This is a genomic window from Pseudomonas sp. SDO5215_S409 (assembly GCF_054071325.1).
In genome coordinates this window covers 19397-38610 of sequence record NZ_JBSVWN010000003.1, presented here as the reverse complement: position 1 = coordinate 38610, position 19214 = coordinate 19397, and the positions used below count along the sequence as shown (strand labels likewise).

Genomic DNA, 19214 nt, shown 5'->3' with positions numbered 1-19214 from the left:
GAAGGTTTCCATGTACGAATCCCCCAGCTGGCTGCATGAGTTGTGGATCGCCCGGGACACCCTCTGGGCGGGCTTCCAGACCAGCGTGTATTGCTCGATTCTGGCGATTATCGGCGGCACGTTGATCGGCATCGTCGCCGGGTTGATCCTCACCTACGGCAAATTCTGGATGCGTGCGCCGTTTCGGCTGTACGTCGACCTGATCCGTGGTACGCCGGTGTTTGTGCTGGTGCTGGCGTGCTTTTACATGGCACCGGCACTGGGCTGGCAGATCAGCGCGTTCCAGGCCGGTGCCTTGGGCCTCACTCTGTTTTGTGGCTCCCACGTGTCCGAGATCGTGCGCGGTGCGCTGCAAGCCATCCCCCGTGGGCAACTGGAAGCGGGCAAGGCCATCGGCCTGACCTTTTACCAGTCCCTGGGCTACGTGCTGCTGCCTCAGGCGCTGCGCCAGATCCTGCCGACCTGGGTCAACTCGTCCACCGAAATCGTCAAGGCGTCCACCTTGCTCTCGGTGATCGGCGTGGCCGAACTGCTGCTCAGTACCCAACAAGTGATCGCACGGAACTTCATGACCCTGCAGTTCTATGTGTTCGCCGGTTTGCTGTTTTTTGTCATCAACTACGCCATCGAATTGTTCGGGCGCTACATTGAAAAGCGGGTGGCCTTGCCATGACTCAAACCCCAACAACCCAACCGCTGCTGAACATTCGCGGCCTGCGTAAACAATACGGCCCGGTCGAAGTGCTCAAGGGCGTCGACCTGTCCATGCAGCGCGGCAACGTCGTGACGCTGATCGGTTCCAGCGGCTCGGGCAAGACCACGCTGCTGCGCTGCGTCAACCTGCTGGAAGAGTTCCAGGGCGGGCAGATCACCCTGGACGGCGAGTCCATCGGCTACAGCGAAATCGCCGGCAAGCGCGTGCGCCACCCCGAAAAAATCATCGCCCAGCACCGCGCCATGACCGGCATGGCGTTCCAGCAATTCAACCTGTTCCCGCACCTGACGGCCTTGCAGAACGTCACCCTGGGCCTGCTCAAGGTCAAAAAGATGGGCAAGGACGAAGCCGTGGCGCTGGCCGAAAAATGGCTGCAGCGCGTGGGCCTGCTGGAGCGCCGCAATCACTTCCCCGGCCAATTGTCCGGCGGCCAGCAACAGCGTGTGGCGATCGCCCGGGCCATTGCGATGAACCCAAGCCTGATGCTGTTCGACGAAGTCACCTCGGCCCTGGACCCGGAGCTGGTGGGCGAAGTGCTGAGCGTGATCAAGGGCCTGGCCGAAGAAGGCATGACCATGTTGCTGGTCACCCACGAGATGCGGTTTGCCTACGAGGTGTCGGACAAGATCGTCTTCATGAACCAGGGGCGCATCGAAGAGCAGGGCGGGCCTAAAGATATTTTCGAGCGCCCGCAATCGCCACGCCTGGCGGAATTTCTCAAGAACATTCGTTTTTAATCAGGAGCACTCTTATGAGCATTACTCGTTACGGCGCCGGCAGCACGGCCGGCGGTGGCCAACCGCGTCCTTTCGCCCGCGCGGTGGAGGCGGATGGCTGGCTGTACGTGTCCGGCCAGGTGCCTGCGGTGGACGGTGAAATCATCACCGGCGGGATCGTCGAGCAAACCCATCAGACCATGCGCAACGTGGTGGCCATTCTCGAAGAGGCTGGCTACGCCCTCGAAGACGTGGTGCGCGTGGGTGTGTGGCTGGAAGACCCGCGGGACTTCTGGAGCTTCAACAAAGTGTTCGGCGAATACTTCACCCCTGAGCACGCGCCAGCGCGGGCCTGTGTGCAGGCCAACATGATGGTCGACTGCAAGGTCGAGATCGATTGCGTGGCCTACAAGAAAAAAGGCTAAATGCCCGACCGTTCCCGCGCCTGGCGCGGGACCGTCCTTATCTGTAACGGGACTTGAAACTGCCATGACCGAAGACACCATCAAACGCCGCGCCAAGGGCCTTGACCGAGCGTTCGATATCCTCGATTTTCTCAAGGAAATCGGCCAGCCCCTGCGCCCGAATGACATCGCCAGCGGCATTGGCAGCCCCAAGTCCACGGTCTACGAACTGGTGGCTTCGCTGCTGGAACGGCGCATCCTGGAACCCGTGGGCAAAGAGGGGCACGTGTACCTCGGTCGCCAGTTGTACTTTCTCGGCCAGGCCCATCTGCGGCATTTCGACCTCACCCGCGAAGCCGATCAGGCCCTGGAAGAAATCGTCAGCCAGACCCGCGAAACCGCGCAGATGTGCCTGCTCAACGGGCGCAAATACACCGTGGCCCTGATGCGCGAGGGCGAGCGGCATTTTCGGATCTCGTCGGACATCGGTGAAAACGCGCCCATTCCCTGGACCGCCTCCGGCCGCTTGCTGCTGGGCCACCTGAGCGACCAGCAAATCATCGACCTGATCGACTACGACGACTTCATCCTGCCCGGCGGCGAGCGCCTGGCGCTGGAGACGTTTCTCGCTCAGATCCGCCAGGCCACCCTCGACGGCTTTTTTTCCTTCGACAGCGTGGCCGACACCTTTACCCATTGCTTCGCCGCCCCGGTACGCGATGCCAAAGGCATCAGCATTGCCACGCTGTGCATCGTCGCCCCGCGTGAAGACGCCAAGCGCAACTACAACGACTACCGCCGGGTGCTTATCGACAGTGCCAACAACCTGGCCCGTCGCATCAACGAATAGGAGTTTTTCATGTCTGCCTTCAACGCCGTTGACAAAGGCGCCGCCGCTGCCGGTGCCCACCTGGTACGCGACGTCAGCCTGCCGGCCCTGGTGCTGCACCGTGACGCGCTGGAACACAACATCCGCTGGATGCAAACCTTCGTCAGCAACAGCGGCGCCGAGCTTGCGCCCCATGGCAAGACCAGCATGATGCCGGCGCTGTTCCAGCGTCAGATCGCGGCAGGCGCCTGGGGCATCACCCTGGCCAACGCGGTGCAGACCCGCGCCGCCTACGCCGGTGGCGTGCGCCGCGTGTTGATGGCCAACCAACTGGTGGGCGCGCCCAACATGGCGCTCATCGCCGAGCTTTTGGCCGACGCGACGTTCGACTTCCATTGCATGGTGGACCACCCCGATAACGTCGCTGACCTGGGCGCGTTTTTTGCCGCCCGTGGCCTGCGTTTGAACGTGATGATCGAATACGGCGTGGTCGGTGGCCGTTGTGGTTGCCGCAGTGAACAGCAAGTGCTGGAACTGGCCCAGGCCATCAAGGCCCAGCCCGCCCTGGCGCTGACCGGCATCGAAGGTTACGAGGGGGTGATCCACGGCGAGCACGCCATCAGCGGCATCCGTGCCTTTGCAGCCAGCCTGGTGAGCCTGGCGGTGCAGCTGCAAGACAGCGGCGCCTTTGCCCTCGACAAGCCCATCGTCACCGCCTCGGGTTCGGCCTGGTATGACCTGATCGCCGAGTCGTTCGAAACGCAAAACGCCGCGGGCCGCTTCCTTAGCGTCTTGCGCCCGGGCAGCTATGTGGCTCATGACCATGGCATCTACAAAGAGGCGCAGTGCTGCGTGCTCGACCGGCGCAGCGACCTCAACGAAGGCCTGCGCCCGGCGCTGGAAGTGTGGGCGCATGTGCAATCGCTGCCCGAGCCCGGGTTTGCGGTGATCGCCCTGGGCAAGCGTGACGTGGCCTACGACGCCGGCCTGCCGGTGCCGCTCAAGCGCTACAAGGCGGGCGTCGTTCCAGCAGTGGGCGATGACGTGAGTGGCTGCAAGGTTACGGCGGTGATGGATCAGCACGCTTTTATGGTGGTGGCGCCGGGGGTGGAACTGCGCATTGGCGACATCATTTCGTTCGGCACCTCGCACCCGTGCCTCACCTTTGACAAATGGCAGGTAGGTTGCCTGGTGGATGAGCAGATGCAGGTGATTGAGTCGCTGACTACCTGCTTCTGACCGCGAGCCCCGAACCCTGCCCGAGAATGCCAGCATGACTTCCACCGCCCGCATCGCCCTTATCGGCGAATGCATGATTGAACTGCAACACCGCGCCGATGGCTCGCTGCACCAGAGCTTTGGCGGCGACACGCTCAACACCGCCGTCTACCTGCGCCGCGAACTGGGTGGCAGCAGCACGGTGGATTACGTCACCGCGCTGGGCGACGACAGCTTCAGCGACGCCATGTGCACACACTGGGCCGACGAAGGCCTGGGCCTGGGCATGGTCCAGCGCCTGCCTGGGCGCCTGCCCGGTTTGTACTGCATCCAGACCGACGCCCGGGGCGAGCGCAAGTTTCTTTATTGGCGCAATGAAGCTGCCGTGCGCGACTGCTTCACCACCCCGGCGGCCGAGCCGATCCTGGCGGCCTTGCCCGGCTATGACGTGGTGTATTTGAGCGGCATTACCCTGGCCGTGCTCGGCGAGGTGGGGCGCGAGCGCTTGCTGCAGGTGTTGGTGCAGGCGCGCCAGCGTGGCGCCAAAGTAGTGTTCGACAACAACTACCGGCCGCGCTTGTGGGCCAGCCTCGACGCGGCGCGGGTGGCGTATCACCAGGTCATGGCCCACGTCGATATTGCGTTGCTGACCGAAGACGACGAACGGGCGCTGTTTGGTTATGCAGACAGCGAGCAGGTGTTTGCCGCCTACCCGGCACTTGAAGAAGTGGTGCTCAAGCGGGGCGCCGAGGCCTGCCTGATTCGTGCCGGTTCAGAGCGGTTCAGCGTACCTGCCCTGGTGGTGGAAAGCGTGGTGGACACCACGGCGGCAGGCGATTCGTTCAGCGCGGCGTACCTGGCGGCGCGACTCAAGGGCGGTACGCCGGAGCAAGCGGCAGTGGCCGGGCACCGGCTGGCGAGCCAGGTGATCCAGGTGCCGGGGGCGTTGATTCCCAAGGCGTGAGGCCGCGGGCGCGGGCGGTCAGTCGCGGTAAAACACCTGCACCAGGTGATAGCCGAATTTGCTCTTGATCGGCCCGTGCACCACCCGCAGCGGCTTCTTGAAGATCACCGCGTCAATCGCCCCCACCATCTGGCCGGGGCGAATTTCGCCCAGGTCGCCGCCGCGCTTGCCCGACGGGCAGGTGGAGTACTTCTTGGCCAGCACGTCAAAGGCTTCGCCCTTGGCAATGCGCTGCTTGAGCTGTTCGGCTTCTTCGCTGGTCTTTACCAGGATATGGCGGGCTTGGGCTTTCATCGGTCATCTTCCGGCGGTAAAACGGCGCGCGATTATGCCTGAACCTCGGCGTCATCGCTGATCATGCTGCGGATTTTGGTGGCCAAAAGGTCAATCGAAAACGGTTTGGTCACCATGTCCATGCCATCTTCCAGAAAGCCCTGGCGCTCGGCGGCGTTTTCGGCATAACCGGTCATGAACAGCACCTTGAGCCCGGGTCGTTGCTGGCGGGCGATTTCTGCCAGTTGCCGGCCGTTCATACCGGGCAGGCCCACGTCAGTCACCAGCAGGTCCACGCGCAAGTCCGACTCCAGCAACGGCAACGCCGCCCGCGCATCGGCGGCCTGGTGGGCGGTGTAGCCCAACTCGTCCAGCACGTTGACCACCAGCATGCGCACTGCCGTGTCGTCTTCGACCACCACCACGGCTTCACCGGCCCGCGCCACCGGGGCTTCGCCCAGGCTTGGGGGCGCGGTTTTTTCCAGTGCCGTGCCGTGCAGGCGCGGCAGGTACAGGCGCACGCAGGTGCCCTGGCCGGGTTCGCTGTGAATGGTCACATGGCCGCCCGATTGCTGGGCAAAGCCGTAGATCATCGACAACCCCAGGCCGGTGCCTTGGCCGATAGGTTTGGTGGTGAAGAACGGGTCGAACGCCTTGGCGAGAATCTTGGGCGTCATGCCCGCGCCGTTGTCGCTCACGCCGAGCATCACGTAGTCACCGGCCTTGACCGGTTCCAGGGTGGTGATGTCGGTGCCGTCCAGGTAGCTGTTGGCGGTTTCGATCAGCAGTTCGCCGCCGTCGGGCATGGCGTCGCGCGCGTTGATCACCAGGTTCAGCAGGGCGTTTTCCAGCTGGCTGGCGTCGGTGTTCACCGGCCAGACATCGCCGCCCAGCTGCACCCGAAGCTCGATGTGCGCACCTTTGGTTCGGCGGAACAGGTCTTCCAGCGAGGCCACCAACTGGTTGGGGTCGATGGGCCGGCGGTCCAGCGACTGGCGCCGTGAAAAGGCCAGCAGCCGGTGGGTCAGCGCGGCGGCGCGGTGGGCCGAGGACACGGCGGCGTCGGTGAAGCGGCCGATCTCTTCACTGCGCCCGGCGGCGATGTAGCGCTGCATCAGGTCCAGGCTGCCGATGATGCCGGTGAGCATGTTGTTGAAGTCGTGGGCGATGCCGCCGGTAAGTTGGCCCACCGCTTCCATCTTTTGCGCGTGGCGCAGCGCGTCTTCGGCCCGCTCGCGCTCGAACATTTCGTTTTGCAGGCGCTGATTGGCCTCGGCCAGGGCCTGGGTACGCTGGCCCACGCGCTCCTCGAGGTTTTCGTTGAGGTGGCGCAGGGCTTCTTCGGTGAGTTTGCGTTCGGTTTCATCGATCACAAAAATATAGAACCCGTTCACCGAACCGTCGGCGCTGAACCGCGGCAGGTACTTCATCAAGGCGTGGCGGGGCCGGCCATCGCGGTGCGGGGACACGGTGGTAAAGCTGCAGGCCTTGCCCTTGAGCGCCGCCTCGATCTTGTCGACGCGGCCCACATACACCTCGTCGCCGACCACTTCGCGGATGGTCTTGCCGTACAACTCCTGCGGGGTCATGCCGTACCAGTCCAGGTAGGCGCTGTTGTTCAAGCGAAAACGCTGCTCGTGGTCCACATAGCCAATCAACACCGGCATGGCGTTGATGATCAGCTGCAATTCGGTCTGGCTCTGGCGCAGCGCCTGTTCGGTGTGCTTGCGCTCGGTGAGGTCCAGTGCCGCGCCCAGGAAACGTGCCGGGCGGCCCAATGCGTCCTTGTAGCAGCGGCCCCGGGCGAACACCCAGCGCAATTGCCCGTCGGGTTGCAGCAGGCGGTATTCCTCGGCGTATTCGGTGCTGTAGGTGATGCAATGCTTGATGCTGCGCGCCACCAGGCCACGGTCTTCGGGGTGCACGCCTTGCAGGTAAGCGCTAATGGGCAAGAGGCCCGCGTCATCCGGGTCGACGCCGTGCAGCAGGGCAAAGTGCGCGTCGGCGATGAAGCGGTCTTCGCCGATGTCCCAGTCCCAGGTGCCCACCGCGTCGGTGGCGGCGAGCGCCAGTTGCAGGCGTTGCTCGGTATTGTGCTGGGCCTTGAGGCTGTCTTCGGAGCGCTGTTGCAGCTCATGGGTCACGCGGCGGCGTTCGTTGGTTTCGATGGCGGTGACCAGGATCCCGGCGACTTCGCCGCGCTCGTCGCGGATCGGGCTGTAGGTCAGGTCCAGCCAGATCTCGGTGTCGCGGCCCTGGCGTTTGAGCACGAAGGGCTGGTCGCTGAAGCTGCGCACCTGGCCGCTCAGCACGGCGCTGTAGATCGGGTCGGTGAAGCTTCTGAGTTCGGGCCAGATCAGGTGCGCGGGCTGGCCGAACGCGGCCGGGTGCTTGTTGCCGGCCAGTTTGGCAAAGCTGTCGTTGTAGAGCTGGATAAGGTCCTGGCCCCACAACAAGAGCATGGGCATGGGTGAGTGGATAACGATGTCGGCTGCCGTTCGAAGGCTTTGCGGCCAACCCTTGGCGTCACCGAGGGGGCCGTTGCCCCAGTCCAGCTGCGCAATCAGTGCTGCGGCTTCGCTGCCGGTGGGTGATCCGTTCATGTAAATGCCCTGCGCGTAACGCTTTGAAAAATAACAAACGCCGATTATCCCTTGACTCGGGAAGGGTGGCCACCCACGAAAAATAGCACGCTTGGGCGGTTTGTCTGCAAAACGTGACGTGCGTGCTGAAACCTTTCATCTTCACGCCAGCTCCGGGCGGTCGCGAAATTGCGCCAGGGCCTGGGGGTTGGCCAGGGCGTCGGTGTTCTTGACCGGCTCGCCGTGCACCACGTTGCGCACGGCCAACTCGACGATCTTGCCGCTCAAAGTGCGCGGGATGTCCGTGACGGCCAGGATTTTGGCCGGCACATGACGCGGCGTGGTGTTGGCACGGATGACCTGGCGGATCTGTTGTTCAAGGGCCTCATCCAGCACAAGGCCGTCCGCCAGGCGTACGAACAGCACCACCCGCACGTCGTCCTGCCAACGTTGGCCGATGGCCAGGCTTTCCAGCACCTGCGGCACTTTTTCGACCTGGCGGTACAGCTCGGCCGTGCCGATGCGCACGCCACCGGGGTTGAGCACTGCGTCCGAGCGGCCGTGGATCAGCAGGCTGCCGTTGGGCCGTTGTTCGGCGTAGTCACCCTGGGCCCACACCCCCGGGAACAGGCTGAAATACGACGCCTTGAGTGCGCGTTGGTCAGGGTCGTTCCACAGCCCCACGGGCATCGCCGGGAAATGCCGCGTGCACACCAGCTCGCCTTTTTCACCGACCACCGCGCGGCCCTGGTCGTCCCAGACCTCGACGGCCATCGCCAGGCTCTTGCACTGCATTTCGCCCCGGCGCACCGCCAGCACGGGGTTGCCGATCACAAAGCAGGAGACGATGTCCGTGCCGCCCGACATCGACGACAGGCACAGATCGGCCTTGATCTCGCGGTACACGTAGTCATAACTGTGTGGCGACAGCGGCGAGCCGGTGGAAATCAGGCCCTTGAGGCTGCCCAGGTCATGGCTCAGGCGCGGTTGCAGGCCGTGTTTTTCCAGGGTCGCGAGGTACTTGGGGCTGGTGCCGAACACGCTGATGCGCTCCCGGTCGATCAAGTCGAGCAGGCGCGCAGGCCCGGGGTGAAACGGCGAGCCGTCATACAACACCGCCGTGGCGCCCAAGGCCAGGACCGACACCAGCCAGTTCCACATCATCCAGCCGCAGGTGGTGTAGTAGAACAGGCAGTCGTGCTGCGACAGGTCGGCGTGCAGGCCGTGTTCCTTGAGGTGAGTGAGCAGTACACCGCCGGTCGCGTGGATGATGCATTTGGGAATGCCGGTGGTGCCGCTGGAATAGAGGATGTACAGCGGGTGATCAAAGGGCACGGCGGTGAATGCCGGGCTGCCGCCCGGGGTGTAGAAGGCGTCCCACAAGGCCACGCGGGCGTGCGTTTGATAATCCTCACAGCGGGCCAGGGGCAGGGCGTACGGCACGATGATCAGCTGTTGCAGCGACGGCAGGCGTTCAAGGACCTGATTGAGCTTGTCGGTCTGCTCGATCAGCGTGCCCGCGTAACGGTAACCGGCGCAGGCGATGAGCACCTTGGGTTCGATCTGGCCAAAGCGGTCGATGATGCCTTGGGTGCCGAAGTCGGGCGAGGAGCAGGACCAGATCGCCCCCAGGCTTGCGGTGGCGAGCATGCCCACCAGGGTTTGCCAGGTATTGGGCATGCAGACCGCCACGCGGTCGCCGGTGCCCACCCCGGCGGCGCGCAGGCTGCGTTGCAGGCCCGCCACGTGCTGCGCCAGTTGGGCGTAGGTCAGCTGTTCGCGGGCGCCGTCTTCGGCGATGGCGACCACCGCCGGGTGTTCGTCGCGGCGGCGCAGCAGGTGTTCGGCAAAGTTCAGGGTGGCGCCGGGAAACCACTGGGCGCTGGGCATCTCGGCGTCTTCGATCAGCACGGCGTGGGGCGGCGTGTGGAACTGCACCTCGAACACATCGACGATGGCCCGCCAGAAGTCGGGACGCTGGTCGATGCTCCATTGGTGCAGGGCGGCGTAGTCGGCCAACTGCACGCCATGGCGGTCGTTGATAAAGCGTCGGAACTGGTCCATGCGCGTGGCGCGGATGCGTTCGTGGCTGGGCTGCCAGAGGATGTCGGACATAGCGGTATCTCTTCCTGTTCCCGGGTGGCCGGGGGTTATTGGGCCAGCCAGCCGCCGTCGATGTTCCAGGCCGCGCCGCGCACTTGGCTGCCGGCCTCGCTGCACAAAAACAGCACCAGTTCACCCAGCTGGGGCGGCGTGACAAACGCCAGCGACGGCTGTTTTTCCGCCAACAGGTCGCGCTGGGCCTGCTGCGGGTCAACCCCGGCAGCCGCCCGGTCATCGATCTGCTGTTGCACCAGCGGCGTCAACACCCAGCCCGGGCAGATGGCGTTGCACGTCACGTTGCTGGTGGCCGTTTCCAGCCCCACGACTTTGGTCAGCCCGATCACCCCGTGCTTGGCCGCCACGTACGCCGCCTTGCCCACCGAGCCGACTTGCCCATGAACCGAGGCGATATTGACGATGCGCCCCCAGCCCTTGGCCTTCATGCCCGGCAATGCCAGGCGCGTGCTGTGGAACACCGACGACAGGTTGATGGCGATGATCGCGTCCCAGCGTTCCACCGGAAACTCGTCGACCGGGGCCACGTGCTGGATGCCAGCATTGTTGACGAGGATGTCGATGCCGCCAAATTCCCGCTCGCCATAGGCGATCAGCTCGGCAATCTGCGCAGGGTCGCTAACGTCCGCCGGGTGATGCGCCACCTTGCCCCCCAGGGCGGCGACCTCGGCCACCGCCGCGTTTGCGTCGCCAAAACCGTTGAGGATCAGGTGGGCCCCAGCCTTGGCCAGGCTCAGGGCGATGCCCAGGCCGATGCCGCTGGTGGAGCCGGTGACCAGGGCTGTCTTGCCGTTCAACGTCGTCATGAATACCTCACACAATGCCAGTGGCGTAGAAAGTACCGATCACCACGAACACCGCCAGGGTCTTGATGAGCGTGATGCCGAAAATATCCTTGTAGGCTTCGCGGTGCGTCAACCCGGTGACCGCCAGCAGCGTTATGACGGCGCCGTTGTGGGGCAGGGTGTCCATGCCGCCGCTGGCCATGGCGGCCACGCGGTGCAGCACCTCAAGGGGAATATTGGCCGCATGGGCCGCCGCAATAAAGCTCTCGGACATGGCCGCCAGCGCAATGCTCATGCCGCCGGAGGCGGAGCCGGTGATACCGGCCAGCAAGGTGACGGTAATGGCTTCGTTGACCAGCGGGTTGGGAATGCCCTTGAGCCAGTCGGCCAGCACCAAAAAGCCCGGCAAGGACGCGATCACCGCGCCAAAGCCGTATTCGGATGCGGTGTTCATCGCCGCCAGCAGCGCGCCGCTCACCGCGCTTTTGCTGCCTTCGGCGAGTTTGCTGCGAATCGCCGAAAAGCCGAACACCAGCACCACAAAAATCCCCACCAGCAAGGCGGCCTGCACTGCCCAGATCGCCGTGAGCTTGGCGATTTCGGTCTGCACCGGGGCGCTCATGCCGGGCAGGCTCAGGGTGTGGGTCTTGCCGTACCACTGTGGGATCCAGTGGGTGAACAGCAAGTTCATGACGCCCACCAGCAGCAACGGCGACAGGGCGATCCACGGGTTGGGCAGCTTCAGGTCGGCGGCGGTTTCCGGCTCGTTGCGCAGCTCCGTGCCATAACCTTCACCGGCTCGCAGCGCCTTGTTGCGCTGGCGCACCAGGTACAGCATACCGGCGCAGAACACGAACACCGTGCCGATCACCCCCAGCCAGGGCGCGGCCCAGGCGGTGGTGTTGAAGAAGGTGCTGGGGATGATGTTCTGGATCTGTGGCGTGCCGGGCAGGGCGTCCATGGTGAAGGAAAAGGCGCCGAGGGCGATGGTGGCCGGGATCAGGCGCTTGGGGATGTTGCTCTGGCGGAACATCTCGGCGGCAAACGGGTACACCGCGAACACCACCACAAACAGCGACACGCCGCCATAGGTCAGCAGGGCGCACACCAGCACAATCACCAGCATCGCCTGGCGCGTGCCGAGCAAGCGGATGGCGGCCGCGACGATGGAGCGCGAGAAGCCGGACAGCTCGATCAACTTGCCAAACACGGCGCCGAGCAGGAATACCGGGAAATACAGCTTGATGAAACCGACCATTTTTTCCATGAACACCCCGGTAAACGCGGGGGCGACGGCGGACGGGTCGGTGAGCAGCACGGCGCCAAGGGCGGCGAGGGGGGCAAACAGGATGACGCTGTAGCCTCGGTAGGCCGCCAGCATCAGCAGCGCGAGGGCTGCCAGGGCAATGATCACACTCATGGTGTGTCTCCGAAGGGGATTGTTATTGTTGTGGGTGCCGCGTTCGGAGGGCTATAGCGGGAAGCGTGCCAAGTCTATAACTTGTTGATATTTAAGTGTTTTTGTCGATGCATGCCGAGCCAAGTCTCTCTTTTGAGACAGGCGGGATCAAAGTGGAATCAGGCTGGCGGTCTGCCTGCACGGAGAATCGACCGCTATTGCAGGCACGCCAGCTCCAACTGCGCGTGTCTTGATAATGAGAATAAAGTCTCTTTATTGAGACGGTTCGATGCCCAAGGCGACCATTTTCTTGTACAGCGTCGACCGTCCAAGCCCCAGCCGTTTGGCCGCCTCAATCACATTCCCGCTGCACGCCGTCAATGCCGCGCCGATCACCTGCCGATCGAACCGATCCCGCGCCTCGGCAAAACGTTCACCCTCGACTGCCTCCACCGCCTCGCGCTGCACCGGGCTGAAGGTGCCGATCGCTGCGCGAATCTCGCGAGCATCGAGCATCAGGTCATCACTGAGCAGCGCTGCACGCTCCAGTACATTGCGCAGCTCGCGAATATTGCCCGGCCACGCATGCCGCGCCAGCAGCGCAAGCGCCTCGGGGTGCAGTTCATGCTGGCTGCGCAGGTCTTCCAGAATCGCCTCGCTCAGCGCGGGCAAATCGTCCAGCCGCTCACGCAATGGCGGCACTTGGATCGGCAGCACATTGAGCCGGTAGTACAAGTCGGCCCGGAACTCGCCGCGTTTGATCGCCGCTTCCAGGTCCAGCGAAGTCGCGGCGATGATCCGCACGTCGCTGTGGATGATCTCGTTGGAGCCCACCGGCTCGAATTCTTTCTCTTGCAGCACCCGCAGCAGTTTGCTTTGCAAGGGCAGGGGCATGTCGCCAATTTCGTCAAGAAACAAGGTGCCGCCCTGGGCGATCTGCAACTTGCCGGGGCGGCCCTTGCGGTCGGCCCCGGTAAAGGCGCCGGGGGCGGTGCCGAAAAACTCGGCTTCCAGCAGGTCCTGGGGGATCGCCGCGCTGTTGACGCTCACAAAGGCCTGGTGCGCACGGGGCGAGGCGCCGTGAATGGCCTGCGCGAGCAGTTCTTTGCCGGTGCCGGTTTCGCCCAGCAGTAACACCGGTGAGTCGGTGCTGGCGCTGCGTCGGGCCCGGCGTTTGACCTCCAGGCTGGCCGCGCTGGTGCCGATAAAATGCGCGAAGTTGTACTTGCTCTGCCGCGAGCGCAGCAACGAGCGGGTGGAGGCCAGTTCCTGCTGCAGGCTCAGGTAGCGCTCGATCATGGGCGACAGGTTGCGCAGTTGATCGAACAGGGCAAACCCGATGGCGCCGATCACCGCGCCGGTTTCGTCGTGGATCGGCAGGCGCATCACCACCAGCGGGTCTTTGGAGGTGTCCTGAATGTCCAGCAAGATCGGCTGGTCGCTGCCCACGACCTGGCGCAACAGGCTGTTGGGGATGACTTTTTCGCACGGCTGGCCGATGGCCTCGGCGGCGCTTTTGAGGCCAAAGCGGCGGGCGTAGCGCTCGTTCATCCACACGATATTGGCGTCTTTGTCGACAATCACCGTGCCTTCACTGGACTGCTCGATGATCTCGAACAACGACTGGATCGCCAGCCCGCGAACCTGCTGGTAGTCCTCAAGGCGCGTGCTCATGGGTGCGCCGCCGCCAGCAGTTCACGGGTGTAAGGGTGGGCGGGCGCACTGAACACCTCGTCACTGGGCCCGCGCTCCACCACTTTGCCGTCCTTGATCACCAGCACGTCATGGGCCAGCGCGCGCACCACGGCCAGGTCGTGGCTGATGAACAGGTAGGTCAGGCCGTACTTTTCCTGAAGCTCGCGCAACAGCGCCACCACTTGTTTTTGCACGGTGCGGTCCAGGGCCGAGGTGGGCTCGTCCAGCAGGATCAGCGCGGGCTTGAGCACCAGCGCACGGGCGATGGCGATGCGTTGGCGCTGGCCGCCAGAGAATTCGTGGGGGTAGCGGTGGCGGCTGGCGGGGTCCAGGCCCACGTCCTGCAACACGCGGATCACCTGGGCTTCCCGCTCCTCGGGGCGGCACGGCGCGTGCACCTCCAGGCCTTCGCTGATGATCTGTTCCACCGACATGCGCGGGCTGAGGCTGCCGTACGGGTCCTGGAACACCACCTGCATCTGTTTGCGCCACGGCTGCAACTGCTTGCCGCTGAGCCCGTCCAGCGCCTGGCCCTGGAAGCGGATGTGGCCGGTGGAGTCGAGCAAACGCAGGATCGCCTGGCCCAGGGTGGACTTGCCCGAGCCGGACTCGCCGACAATCCCCAACGTCTTGCCCCGTTGCACGTTCAGGCTGATGCCATCGACGGCGCGCAGGTACTGCTTGCGCCGAAGCAAGCCGCCGCCCAACGGGAACTGCACGCTCAAATCGTCCACTTGCAGGACCGTCTCGCGTTCGTCGCGGCACAACGGCGTTCCCGCAGGTTCGGCGTCCAGCAGCAGGCGGCTATACGGGTGTTGCGGGGCGCAGAACAAGCTTTCGCAGCCCGCCTGTTCGACGATTTCCCCGGCGCGCATCACGCACACGCGCTGGGCGATGCTGCGCACCAGGTTAAGGTCGTGGCTGATCAGCAGCAGCGACATGCCCAGGCGTTGTTGCAGGGATTTGAGCAGCAGCAGGATCTTGCGCTGCACCGTCACGTCCAGCGCGGTGGTGGGCTCGTCGGCGATCAACAGCTCCGGCTCGCACGCCAGGGCCATGGCGATCATCACCCGCTGGCGCTGGCCGCCGGACAGTTGATGCGGGTAAGCCTTGAGCCGCGTTTGAGGGTTCTGGATGCCCACCAGGTCCAACAGCTCCAGGATGCGTGCCTGCGCCGCCTTGCCGCCCAGGCCCTTGTGCAACAGCAGGGTTTCGCCGATCTGTTTTTCGAGCGTGTGCAGCGGATTGAGCGAGGTCATTGGCTCCTGGAAAATCATCGCGATGCGGTTGCCGCGCAGTGTTTGCAGAGTCCGGGTGCTGGCGCCCAGCAGTTCCTGGCCGCGATAACGCACGGAGCCGGTGGCGTCGGTGCCGGCCTCGGGCAGCAGTTGCAGGATCGAATGGGCGGTCACCGACTTGCCCGAGCCCGACTCACCCACCAGCGCCAGGCACTCGCCAGGGTGTATGTCCAGGCTCAGGTTGCGCACCGCAGGCTGGCCGTTGAAGGCCACGCACAGGTCGCGGATTTCGATCAGGTTGTCACTCATGCCAATTCACTCACGATCGTGGGTCGAAGGCGTCACGCAACGCCTCGCCGATAAACACCAGCAGCGACAGCAGCAGCGCCAGGGTGAAAAACGCCGTCAGGCCCAGCCACGGCGAGAGCAGGTTCTGCTTGCCCTGGGCGATCAGTTCGCCCAGCGAGGCACTGCCTGTGGGCATGCCGAACCCCAGGAAATCCAGCGCGCTCAAGGTAGAAATAGCCCCGGTGAGGATAAAGGGCAGGTAGCTCAGGGTGGCGGTCATCGCGTTGGGCAGGATGTGCCGACGGATGATCTTGCCGTCGCTGAGCCCCAGCGCCCGGGCGGCCTTGACGTATTCCAGGTTGCGCCCGCGCAGGAACTCGGCCCGCACCACGTCCACCAGCGCCAGCCAGGAAAACAGCGCCATGATCCCCAGCAGCCACCAGAAATTGGGCTCGACGAACCCCGACAGGATGATCAGCAGGTAGAGCACCGGCAGCCCCGACCACACCTCCAGAATCCGTTGACCGAGCAGGTCGACCCAGCCGCCGTAGTAGCCCTGCAAGGCCCCGGCGGCGATGCCGATGGCGGCGCTGATGGCGGTGAGCGCCAAGGCAAACAGAATCGAGACCCGGGCGCCAAAGATCACCCGGGCGAGCACATCGCGGGACTGGTCGTCAGTGCCCAGCCAGTTCACCGCCGAGGGCGGGCTGGGGGCCGGGCGGGTCAGTTCGTAGTTGGGCGTGTCGTCGCTGAACGGGATCGGCGGGAAGAGCATCCAGCCACCGTCTTTTTTGATCAACTGCTGCACGTAGTCGCTGCGGTAATCGGCCTGGAACGGCAGTTGCCCGCCAAACTCCACCTCGGTGTAGCGCTTGAACACCGGGAAATACAGCTGGTGCTGGTAGCTGAGCACCAGCGGTTTGTCGTTGGCGATCAACTCGCCACCCAGGGTCAGGATGAACAGGCCGATAAACAGCCACAGCGACCACCAGCCGCGCCGGTTCTTCTTGAACCGCTCGAAACGCCGACGTGCCACGGGAGACAAATTAAGCATCAGGCGTTCCTCGCGGCGAAGTCGATACGCGGGTCCACCAGGGTGTAGCACAGGTCACCGACCAGTTTTATCAGCAGGCCGAACAGCGTGAAGATGAACAGCGAGCCGAACACCACCGGGTAGTCGCGCGACACCGCCGCTTCGTAGCTCATGCGGCCCAGGCCGTCGAGGGAGAAGATCACTTCGGTCAACAGCGAGCCTGCAAAAAACACGCTGATGAACGCTTGGGGGATGCCCGAGATCACCAGCAGCATGGCGTTGCGAAACACGTGGCCGTAGAGCACGCGCCGCTCGCTGAGGCCTTTGGCCCGGGCGGTGACCACGTACTGGCGGGTGATTTCATTGAGAAAGGAGTTTTTGGTGAGGATGGTCAGCGTGGCGAAACCGCCGATCACCAGCGCGCCGACCGGCAGCACCAGGTGCCAGAAGTAATCGGCGATTTTGCCCACGGTGCTCAGTTGGTCGAAGTTCTCCGACACCAGCCCGCGCACCGGAAACCAGTTCAACGAGGTGCCGCCAGCAAACACCACGATCAGGAACATGGCGAACAGAAACGCGGGCATCGCATAACCGATGACGATGGCGGTGCTGCTCCACACATCAAAACTGCTGCCGTGGCGCACGGCCTTGCGGATGCCCAGCGGGATCGACACCAGGTAGGTGATGAGCGTGGCCCAGAGCCCCAGGGAAATGGTCACCGGCATTTTTTCCAGGATCAGGTCGGTCACGCTTTTGCCGCGAAAAAAGCTGTTGCCCAAGTCCAGCCGGGCGTAGCTCGTGAGCATCAGCCACAGGCGCTCGGGGGCGGACTTGTCGAAGCCGTATTGTTTTTCGATGTCTTTGATCAGCTTCGGGTCCAGCCCGCGACTGGCCCGCGAGCCGGTGCTGGCGCTGTCTGCCGCGCTGCTCAAGCCCCCGCCGCCGATGCCTTGCAGGTGCGCGATGGCTTGTTCTACCGGCCCGCCGGGCGCGGCCTGCACGATGGCGAAGTTCACCAGCAGAATAATCAACAGGGTGGGAATGATCAGCAGCAGGCGCCGCACGGTATAGGCAAGCATCAGTGGGCACCTGTGCGGGTTTTCATTTGCTCGGTGGTGAGCGGGGTGGGGCTGATTTCCCACCAGGTTTCCAGGGCTTCTTCATTCTTGGCCTCGATGGTCGGGCGGCCAAAGCGGTTCCACCATGCCGCCGAGGTGCCGGGCGGGTAGTAGTTGGGGATCCACAGGTAATTCCATTGCAGCACGCGGTCCAGGGCGTGGGCGTAGGTGAGCATCTGCGCCTGGGTGTTGGCCTTGACCAGGCCGGTGATCAGGCGGTCGACGGCCGGGTCTTTGAGGGCCATGTAGTTATTGGCGCCGGGGTCGAACGCGGCCGCTGAGCCAAAGTAGTTGTACAGCTCGGTGCCGGGCGAGGTGGTGACGGGAAAGCCGGTGACGATCATGTCGTAGTCGCGCGCCATCAGGCGGTTGACGTACTGCGACGGGTCGATGCGGCGGATGTTCAGCGTGATGCCGATCTGCGCCAGGTTGCGTTTGTACGGCAGCAGCAGGCGTTCCATGCCGCTTTGTGCGTTGAGGAAGGTAAACGTCAGCGGCTCGCCGGCGGCGTTGACCAGCTTGTCGCCGTCGGGTTTCCAGCCCGCGTCTTCGAGCAACTTGAGGGCTTGCAGCTGTTTGTCGCGGATCATGCCCGTGCCGTCGGTGGTGGGCGCCTTGAACACCGTGGTGAAGACTTCATCGGGCACCTGACCGCGCAAGGGCTCGAGGATCTTCAGCTCTTCGGCGGTCGGCAGTTGGGTGGCGGCCAGCGGGGTGTTGGAGAAAAAGCTCTGCTGACGGATGTACAGGTTGCGCATCATCTGCCGGTTGGCCCATTCAAAGTCCCACAGCATCGCCAGGGCCTGGCGCACGCGGCGGTCCTTGAACAGCGGGTTTTGCACGTTGAACACATAGCCCTGGGCCGGTTGCGGCCCATTCGGGGCCAGGTGCGCGCGTTGCAGGCGACCGTCGTCCAGCGCCGGGCCGTTATAGCCGATGGAGTAGCCGGTGGCGGAAAATTCGCGGTTGAAGTCATAGGCGCCGCCGCGCAGGACCTGGCGCGCCACTTCGGTGTCGCCGAAGTACTCAAGGCTCAGGTGCTTGAAGTTGTAGAGGCCGCGGCTGACGGGCAAGTCCTTGCCCCACCAGGTGGGGTCGCGCTGGAAGGTGATGGTGTTGCCGTTGTCCACCTTGCTGACGGTATAGGGGCCGCTGCCCAGCGGGATTTCATAGCCGCCGCCATTGGCGAAGTCGCGGGTTTTCCACCAGTGCTCGGGAAACACCGGCAGGGTGGCGACATCCAGGGGCAGGGTGCGGTTTTCGTTGCTGGAAAAATCGAAGCGCACCTGGCGCGGGCCTTCAACTTCGACGTGTTTGACGTCGGCGAACAGGGTGCGGTAGCGCAGGCTGCCTTGGGTCATCAGCAGGTCGAAGCTGTAGCGCACGTCCTCGGCGGTGATCGGCTGGCCGTCGGCAAAGCGCGCCTTGGGGTTGAGGTAAAAGCGCAGGGACAGGCCGTCGTCGGCGCGCTCCATTTTTTCCGCGACCAGCCCGTACACGGTGTAGGGCTCGTCCAGCGAGCGTTGGGCCAGGGGCGAATACAGCCAGCCATCGACCTGGCTCACACCGATGCCTTTGTCGACATAAGGCAGCACATGGTCATACCGGCCGATTTCCAGGGCCGAGCGGCGCAGACTGCCGCCTTTGGGCGCGTCGGGGTTGGCGTAGTCGAAATGGCTGAAGCCGGGCGCGTATTTGGCCGGTTCGCCGTACACGGTCAGCGAGGCTTGCGGTGCGGCAATCGCGCCTGTGCAGGCCATCAGCAGGGCCAGGCCACATGAAGTGAAAAAATCCAGTCGCATTGTCAACCTTGGGCGCCGGGCAAAGAAGGTTAGGGAC

Annotated in this window: 16 protein-coding genes; 6 read left to right on the top strand and 10 right to left on the bottom strand. The window is 64.0% G+C overall.

Annotated elements, in window-relative coordinates; all coding sequences use genetic code 11:
• Positions 1-10 precede the first annotated feature (10 nt).
• The 6 genes from ACW9H9_RS02085 (at position 11) to ACW9H9_RS02060 (ending at position 4846) form a co-directional block, all read left to right on the top strand.
• Entirely contained in the window at positions 11-673 is a 663-nt protein-coding gene (locus tag ACW9H9_RS02085; RefSeq protein ID WP_457341352.1) for an amino acid ABC transporter permease, read from the top strand.
• Positions 670-1452, top strand: coding sequence for an amino acid ABC transporter ATP-binding protein (locus tag ACW9H9_RS02080; RefSeq protein ID WP_457341351.1), 783 nt, complete (start codon positions 670-672; stop codon positions 1450-1452). Before ACW9H9_RS02085 ends, ACW9H9_RS02080 begins: the two co-directional genes overlap by 4 nt.
• Positions 1453-1466: 14 nt before the next feature.
• Positions 1467-1856: a RidA family protein gene (locus ACW9H9_RS02075; RefSeq protein ID WP_457341350.1), complete on the top strand. Its 390-nt coding sequence runs from the start codon at positions 1467-1469 to the stop codon at positions 1854-1856.
• Positions 1857-1920: 64 nt separating this feature from the next.
• A complete protein-coding gene (locus ACW9H9_RS02070) occupies positions 1921-2685 on the top strand; it encodes an IclR family transcriptional regulator (RefSeq protein WP_457341349.1) in 765 nt (254 codons plus the stop codon).
• Positions 2686-2694: 9 nt separating this feature from the next.
• Positions 2695-3903, top strand: a complete 1209-nt coding sequence (locus ACW9H9_RS02065; RefSeq protein WP_457341348.1) for an amino acid deaminase — start codon at positions 2695-2697, stop codon at positions 3901-3903.
• A gap of 34 nt (positions 3904-3937) precedes the next feature.
• Complete coding sequence (locus tag ACW9H9_RS02060) at positions 3938-4846, top strand: sugar kinase (protein WP_457341347.1); 909 nt, start codon at positions 3938-3940, stop codon at positions 4844-4846.
• Positions 4847-4864: 18 nt separating this feature from the next.
• Here the strand turns inward: ACW9H9_RS02060 and ACW9H9_RS02055 are convergent, their stop codons facing one another.
• From ACW9H9_RS02055 to ACW9H9_RS02010, 10 genes are all read right to left on the bottom strand, one after another.
• A complete protein-coding gene (locus ACW9H9_RS02055; protein WP_034098324.1) occupies positions 4865-5140 on the bottom strand; it encodes a peptidylprolyl isomerase in 276 nt (91 codons plus the stop codon).
• 32 nt (positions 5141-5172) lie between these two features.
• Entirely contained in the window at positions 5173-7722 is a 2550-nt protein-coding gene (locus ACW9H9_RS02050) for a PAS domain-containing protein (RefSeq protein WP_457341346.1), read from the bottom strand.
• Positions 7723-7863: 141 nt separating this feature from the next.
• Positions 7864-9816, bottom strand: a complete 1953-nt coding sequence (locus tag ACW9H9_RS02045; RefSeq protein WP_457341345.1) for an acetoacetate--CoA ligase — start codon at positions 9814-9816, stop codon at positions 7864-7866.
• A gap of 35 nt (positions 9817-9851) precedes the next feature.
• A complete protein-coding gene (gene hbdH / locus ACW9H9_RS02040) occupies positions 9852-10625 on the bottom strand; it encodes a 3-hydroxybutyrate dehydrogenase (protein WP_457341344.1) in 774 nt (257 codons plus the stop codon).
• 7 nt (positions 10626-10632) lie between these two features.
• Positions 10633-12024, bottom strand: a complete 1392-nt coding sequence (locus tag ACW9H9_RS02035) for a GntP family permease (protein WP_457341343.1) — start codon at positions 12022-12024, stop codon at positions 10633-10635.
• Between the two features lie 252 nt (positions 12025-12276).
• Positions 12277-13677, bottom strand: coding sequence for a sigma-54 interaction domain-containing protein (locus ACW9H9_RS02030; RefSeq protein WP_457341342.1), 1401 nt, complete (start codon positions 13675-13677; stop codon positions 12277-12279).
• Positions 13674-15245, bottom strand: coding sequence for an ABC transporter ATP-binding protein (locus ACW9H9_RS02025; RefSeq protein WP_457341341.1), 1572 nt, complete (start codon positions 15243-15245; stop codon positions 13674-13676). The genes ACW9H9_RS02030 and ACW9H9_RS02025 overlap by 4 nt, the downstream gene beginning before the upstream one ends.
• Positions 15246-15255: 10 nt before the next feature.
• Positions 15256-16278: an ABC transporter permease gene (locus ACW9H9_RS02020; RefSeq protein WP_457341340.1), complete on the bottom strand. Its 1023-nt coding sequence runs from the start codon at positions 16276-16278 to the stop codon at positions 15256-15258.
• Positions 16278-17336, bottom strand: coding sequence for a microcin C ABC transporter permease YejB (locus ACW9H9_RS02015; protein ID WP_457341339.1), 1059 nt, complete (start codon positions 17334-17336; stop codon positions 16278-16280). The genes ACW9H9_RS02020 and ACW9H9_RS02015 overlap by 1 nt, the downstream gene beginning before the upstream one ends.
• On the bottom strand, positions 17336-19177 hold the full coding sequence (locus tag ACW9H9_RS02010) for an extracellular solute-binding protein (protein WP_457341338.1): 1842 nt from the start codon (positions 19175-19177) through the stop codon (positions 17336-17338). The genes ACW9H9_RS02015 and ACW9H9_RS02010 overlap by 1 nt, the downstream gene beginning before the upstream one ends.
• Positions 19178-19214 lie beyond the last annotated feature (37 nt).

Excerpts from the sequence above, each read along its gene's own strand:
- ACW9H9_RS02010 (WP_457341338.1), bottom strand. The coding sequence starts at position 19,177 with ATGCGACTGGATTTTTTCACTTCATGTGGCCTGGCCCTGCTGATGGCC.
- ACW9H9_RS02035 (WP_457341343.1), bottom strand. The coding sequence starts at position 12,024 with ATGAGTGTGATCATTGCCCTGGCAGCCCTCGCGCTGCTGATGCTGGCG.
- ACW9H9_RS02080 (WP_457341351.1), top strand. The coding sequence starts at position 670 with ATGACTCAAACCCCAACAACCCAACCGCTGCTGAACATTCGCGGCCTG.
- ACW9H9_RS02060 (WP_457341347.1), top strand. The coding sequence starts at position 3,938 with ATGACTTCCACCGCCCGCATCGCCCTTATCGGCGAATGCATGATTGAA.
- ACW9H9_RS02020 (WP_457341340.1), bottom strand. The coding sequence starts at position 16,278 with ATGCTTAATTTGTCTCCCGTGGCACGTCGGCGTTTCGAGCGGTTCAAG.
- ACW9H9_RS02045 (WP_457341345.1), bottom strand. The coding sequence starts at position 9,816 with ATGTCCGACATCCTCTGGCAGCCCAGCCACGAACGCATCCGCGCCACG.
- ACW9H9_RS02030 (WP_457341342.1), bottom strand. The coding sequence starts at position 13,677 with ATGAGCACGCGCCTTGAGGACTACCAGCAGGTTCGCGGGCTGGCGATC.
- ACW9H9_RS02075 (WP_457341350.1), top strand. The coding sequence starts at position 1,467 with ATGAGCATTACTCGTTACGGCGCCGGCAGCACGGCCGGCGGTGGCCAA.
- ACW9H9_RS02065 (WP_457341348.1), top strand. The coding sequence starts at position 2,695 with ATGTCTGCCTTCAACGCCGTTGACAAAGGCGCCGCCGCTGCCGGTGCC.
- ACW9H9_RS02025 (WP_457341341.1), bottom strand. The coding sequence starts at position 15,245 with ATGAGTGACAACCTGATCGAAATCCGCGACCTGTGCGTGGCCTTCAAC.
- hbdH (WP_457341344.1), bottom strand. The coding sequence starts at position 10,625 with ATGACGACGTTGAACGGCAAGACAGCCCTGGTCACCGGCTCCACCAGC.
- ACW9H9_RS02055 (WP_034098324.1), bottom strand. The coding sequence starts at position 5,140 with ATGAAAGCCCAAGCCCGCCATATCCTGGTAAAGACCAGCGAAGAAGCC.
- ACW9H9_RS02070 (WP_457341349.1), top strand. The coding sequence starts at position 1,921 with ATGACCGAAGACACCATCAAACGCCGCGCCAAGGGCCTTGACCGAGCG.
- ACW9H9_RS02015 (WP_457341339.1), bottom strand. The coding sequence starts at position 17,336 with ATGCTTGCCTATACCGTGCGGCGCCTGCTGCTGATCATTCCCACCCTG.
- ACW9H9_RS02085 (WP_457341352.1), top strand. The coding sequence starts at position 11 with ATGTACGAATCCCCCAGCTGGCTGCATGAGTTGTGGATCGCCCGGGAC.
- ACW9H9_RS02050 (WP_457341346.1), bottom strand. The coding sequence starts at position 7,722 with ATGAACGGATCACCCACCGGCAGCGAAGCCGCAGCACTGATTGCGCAG.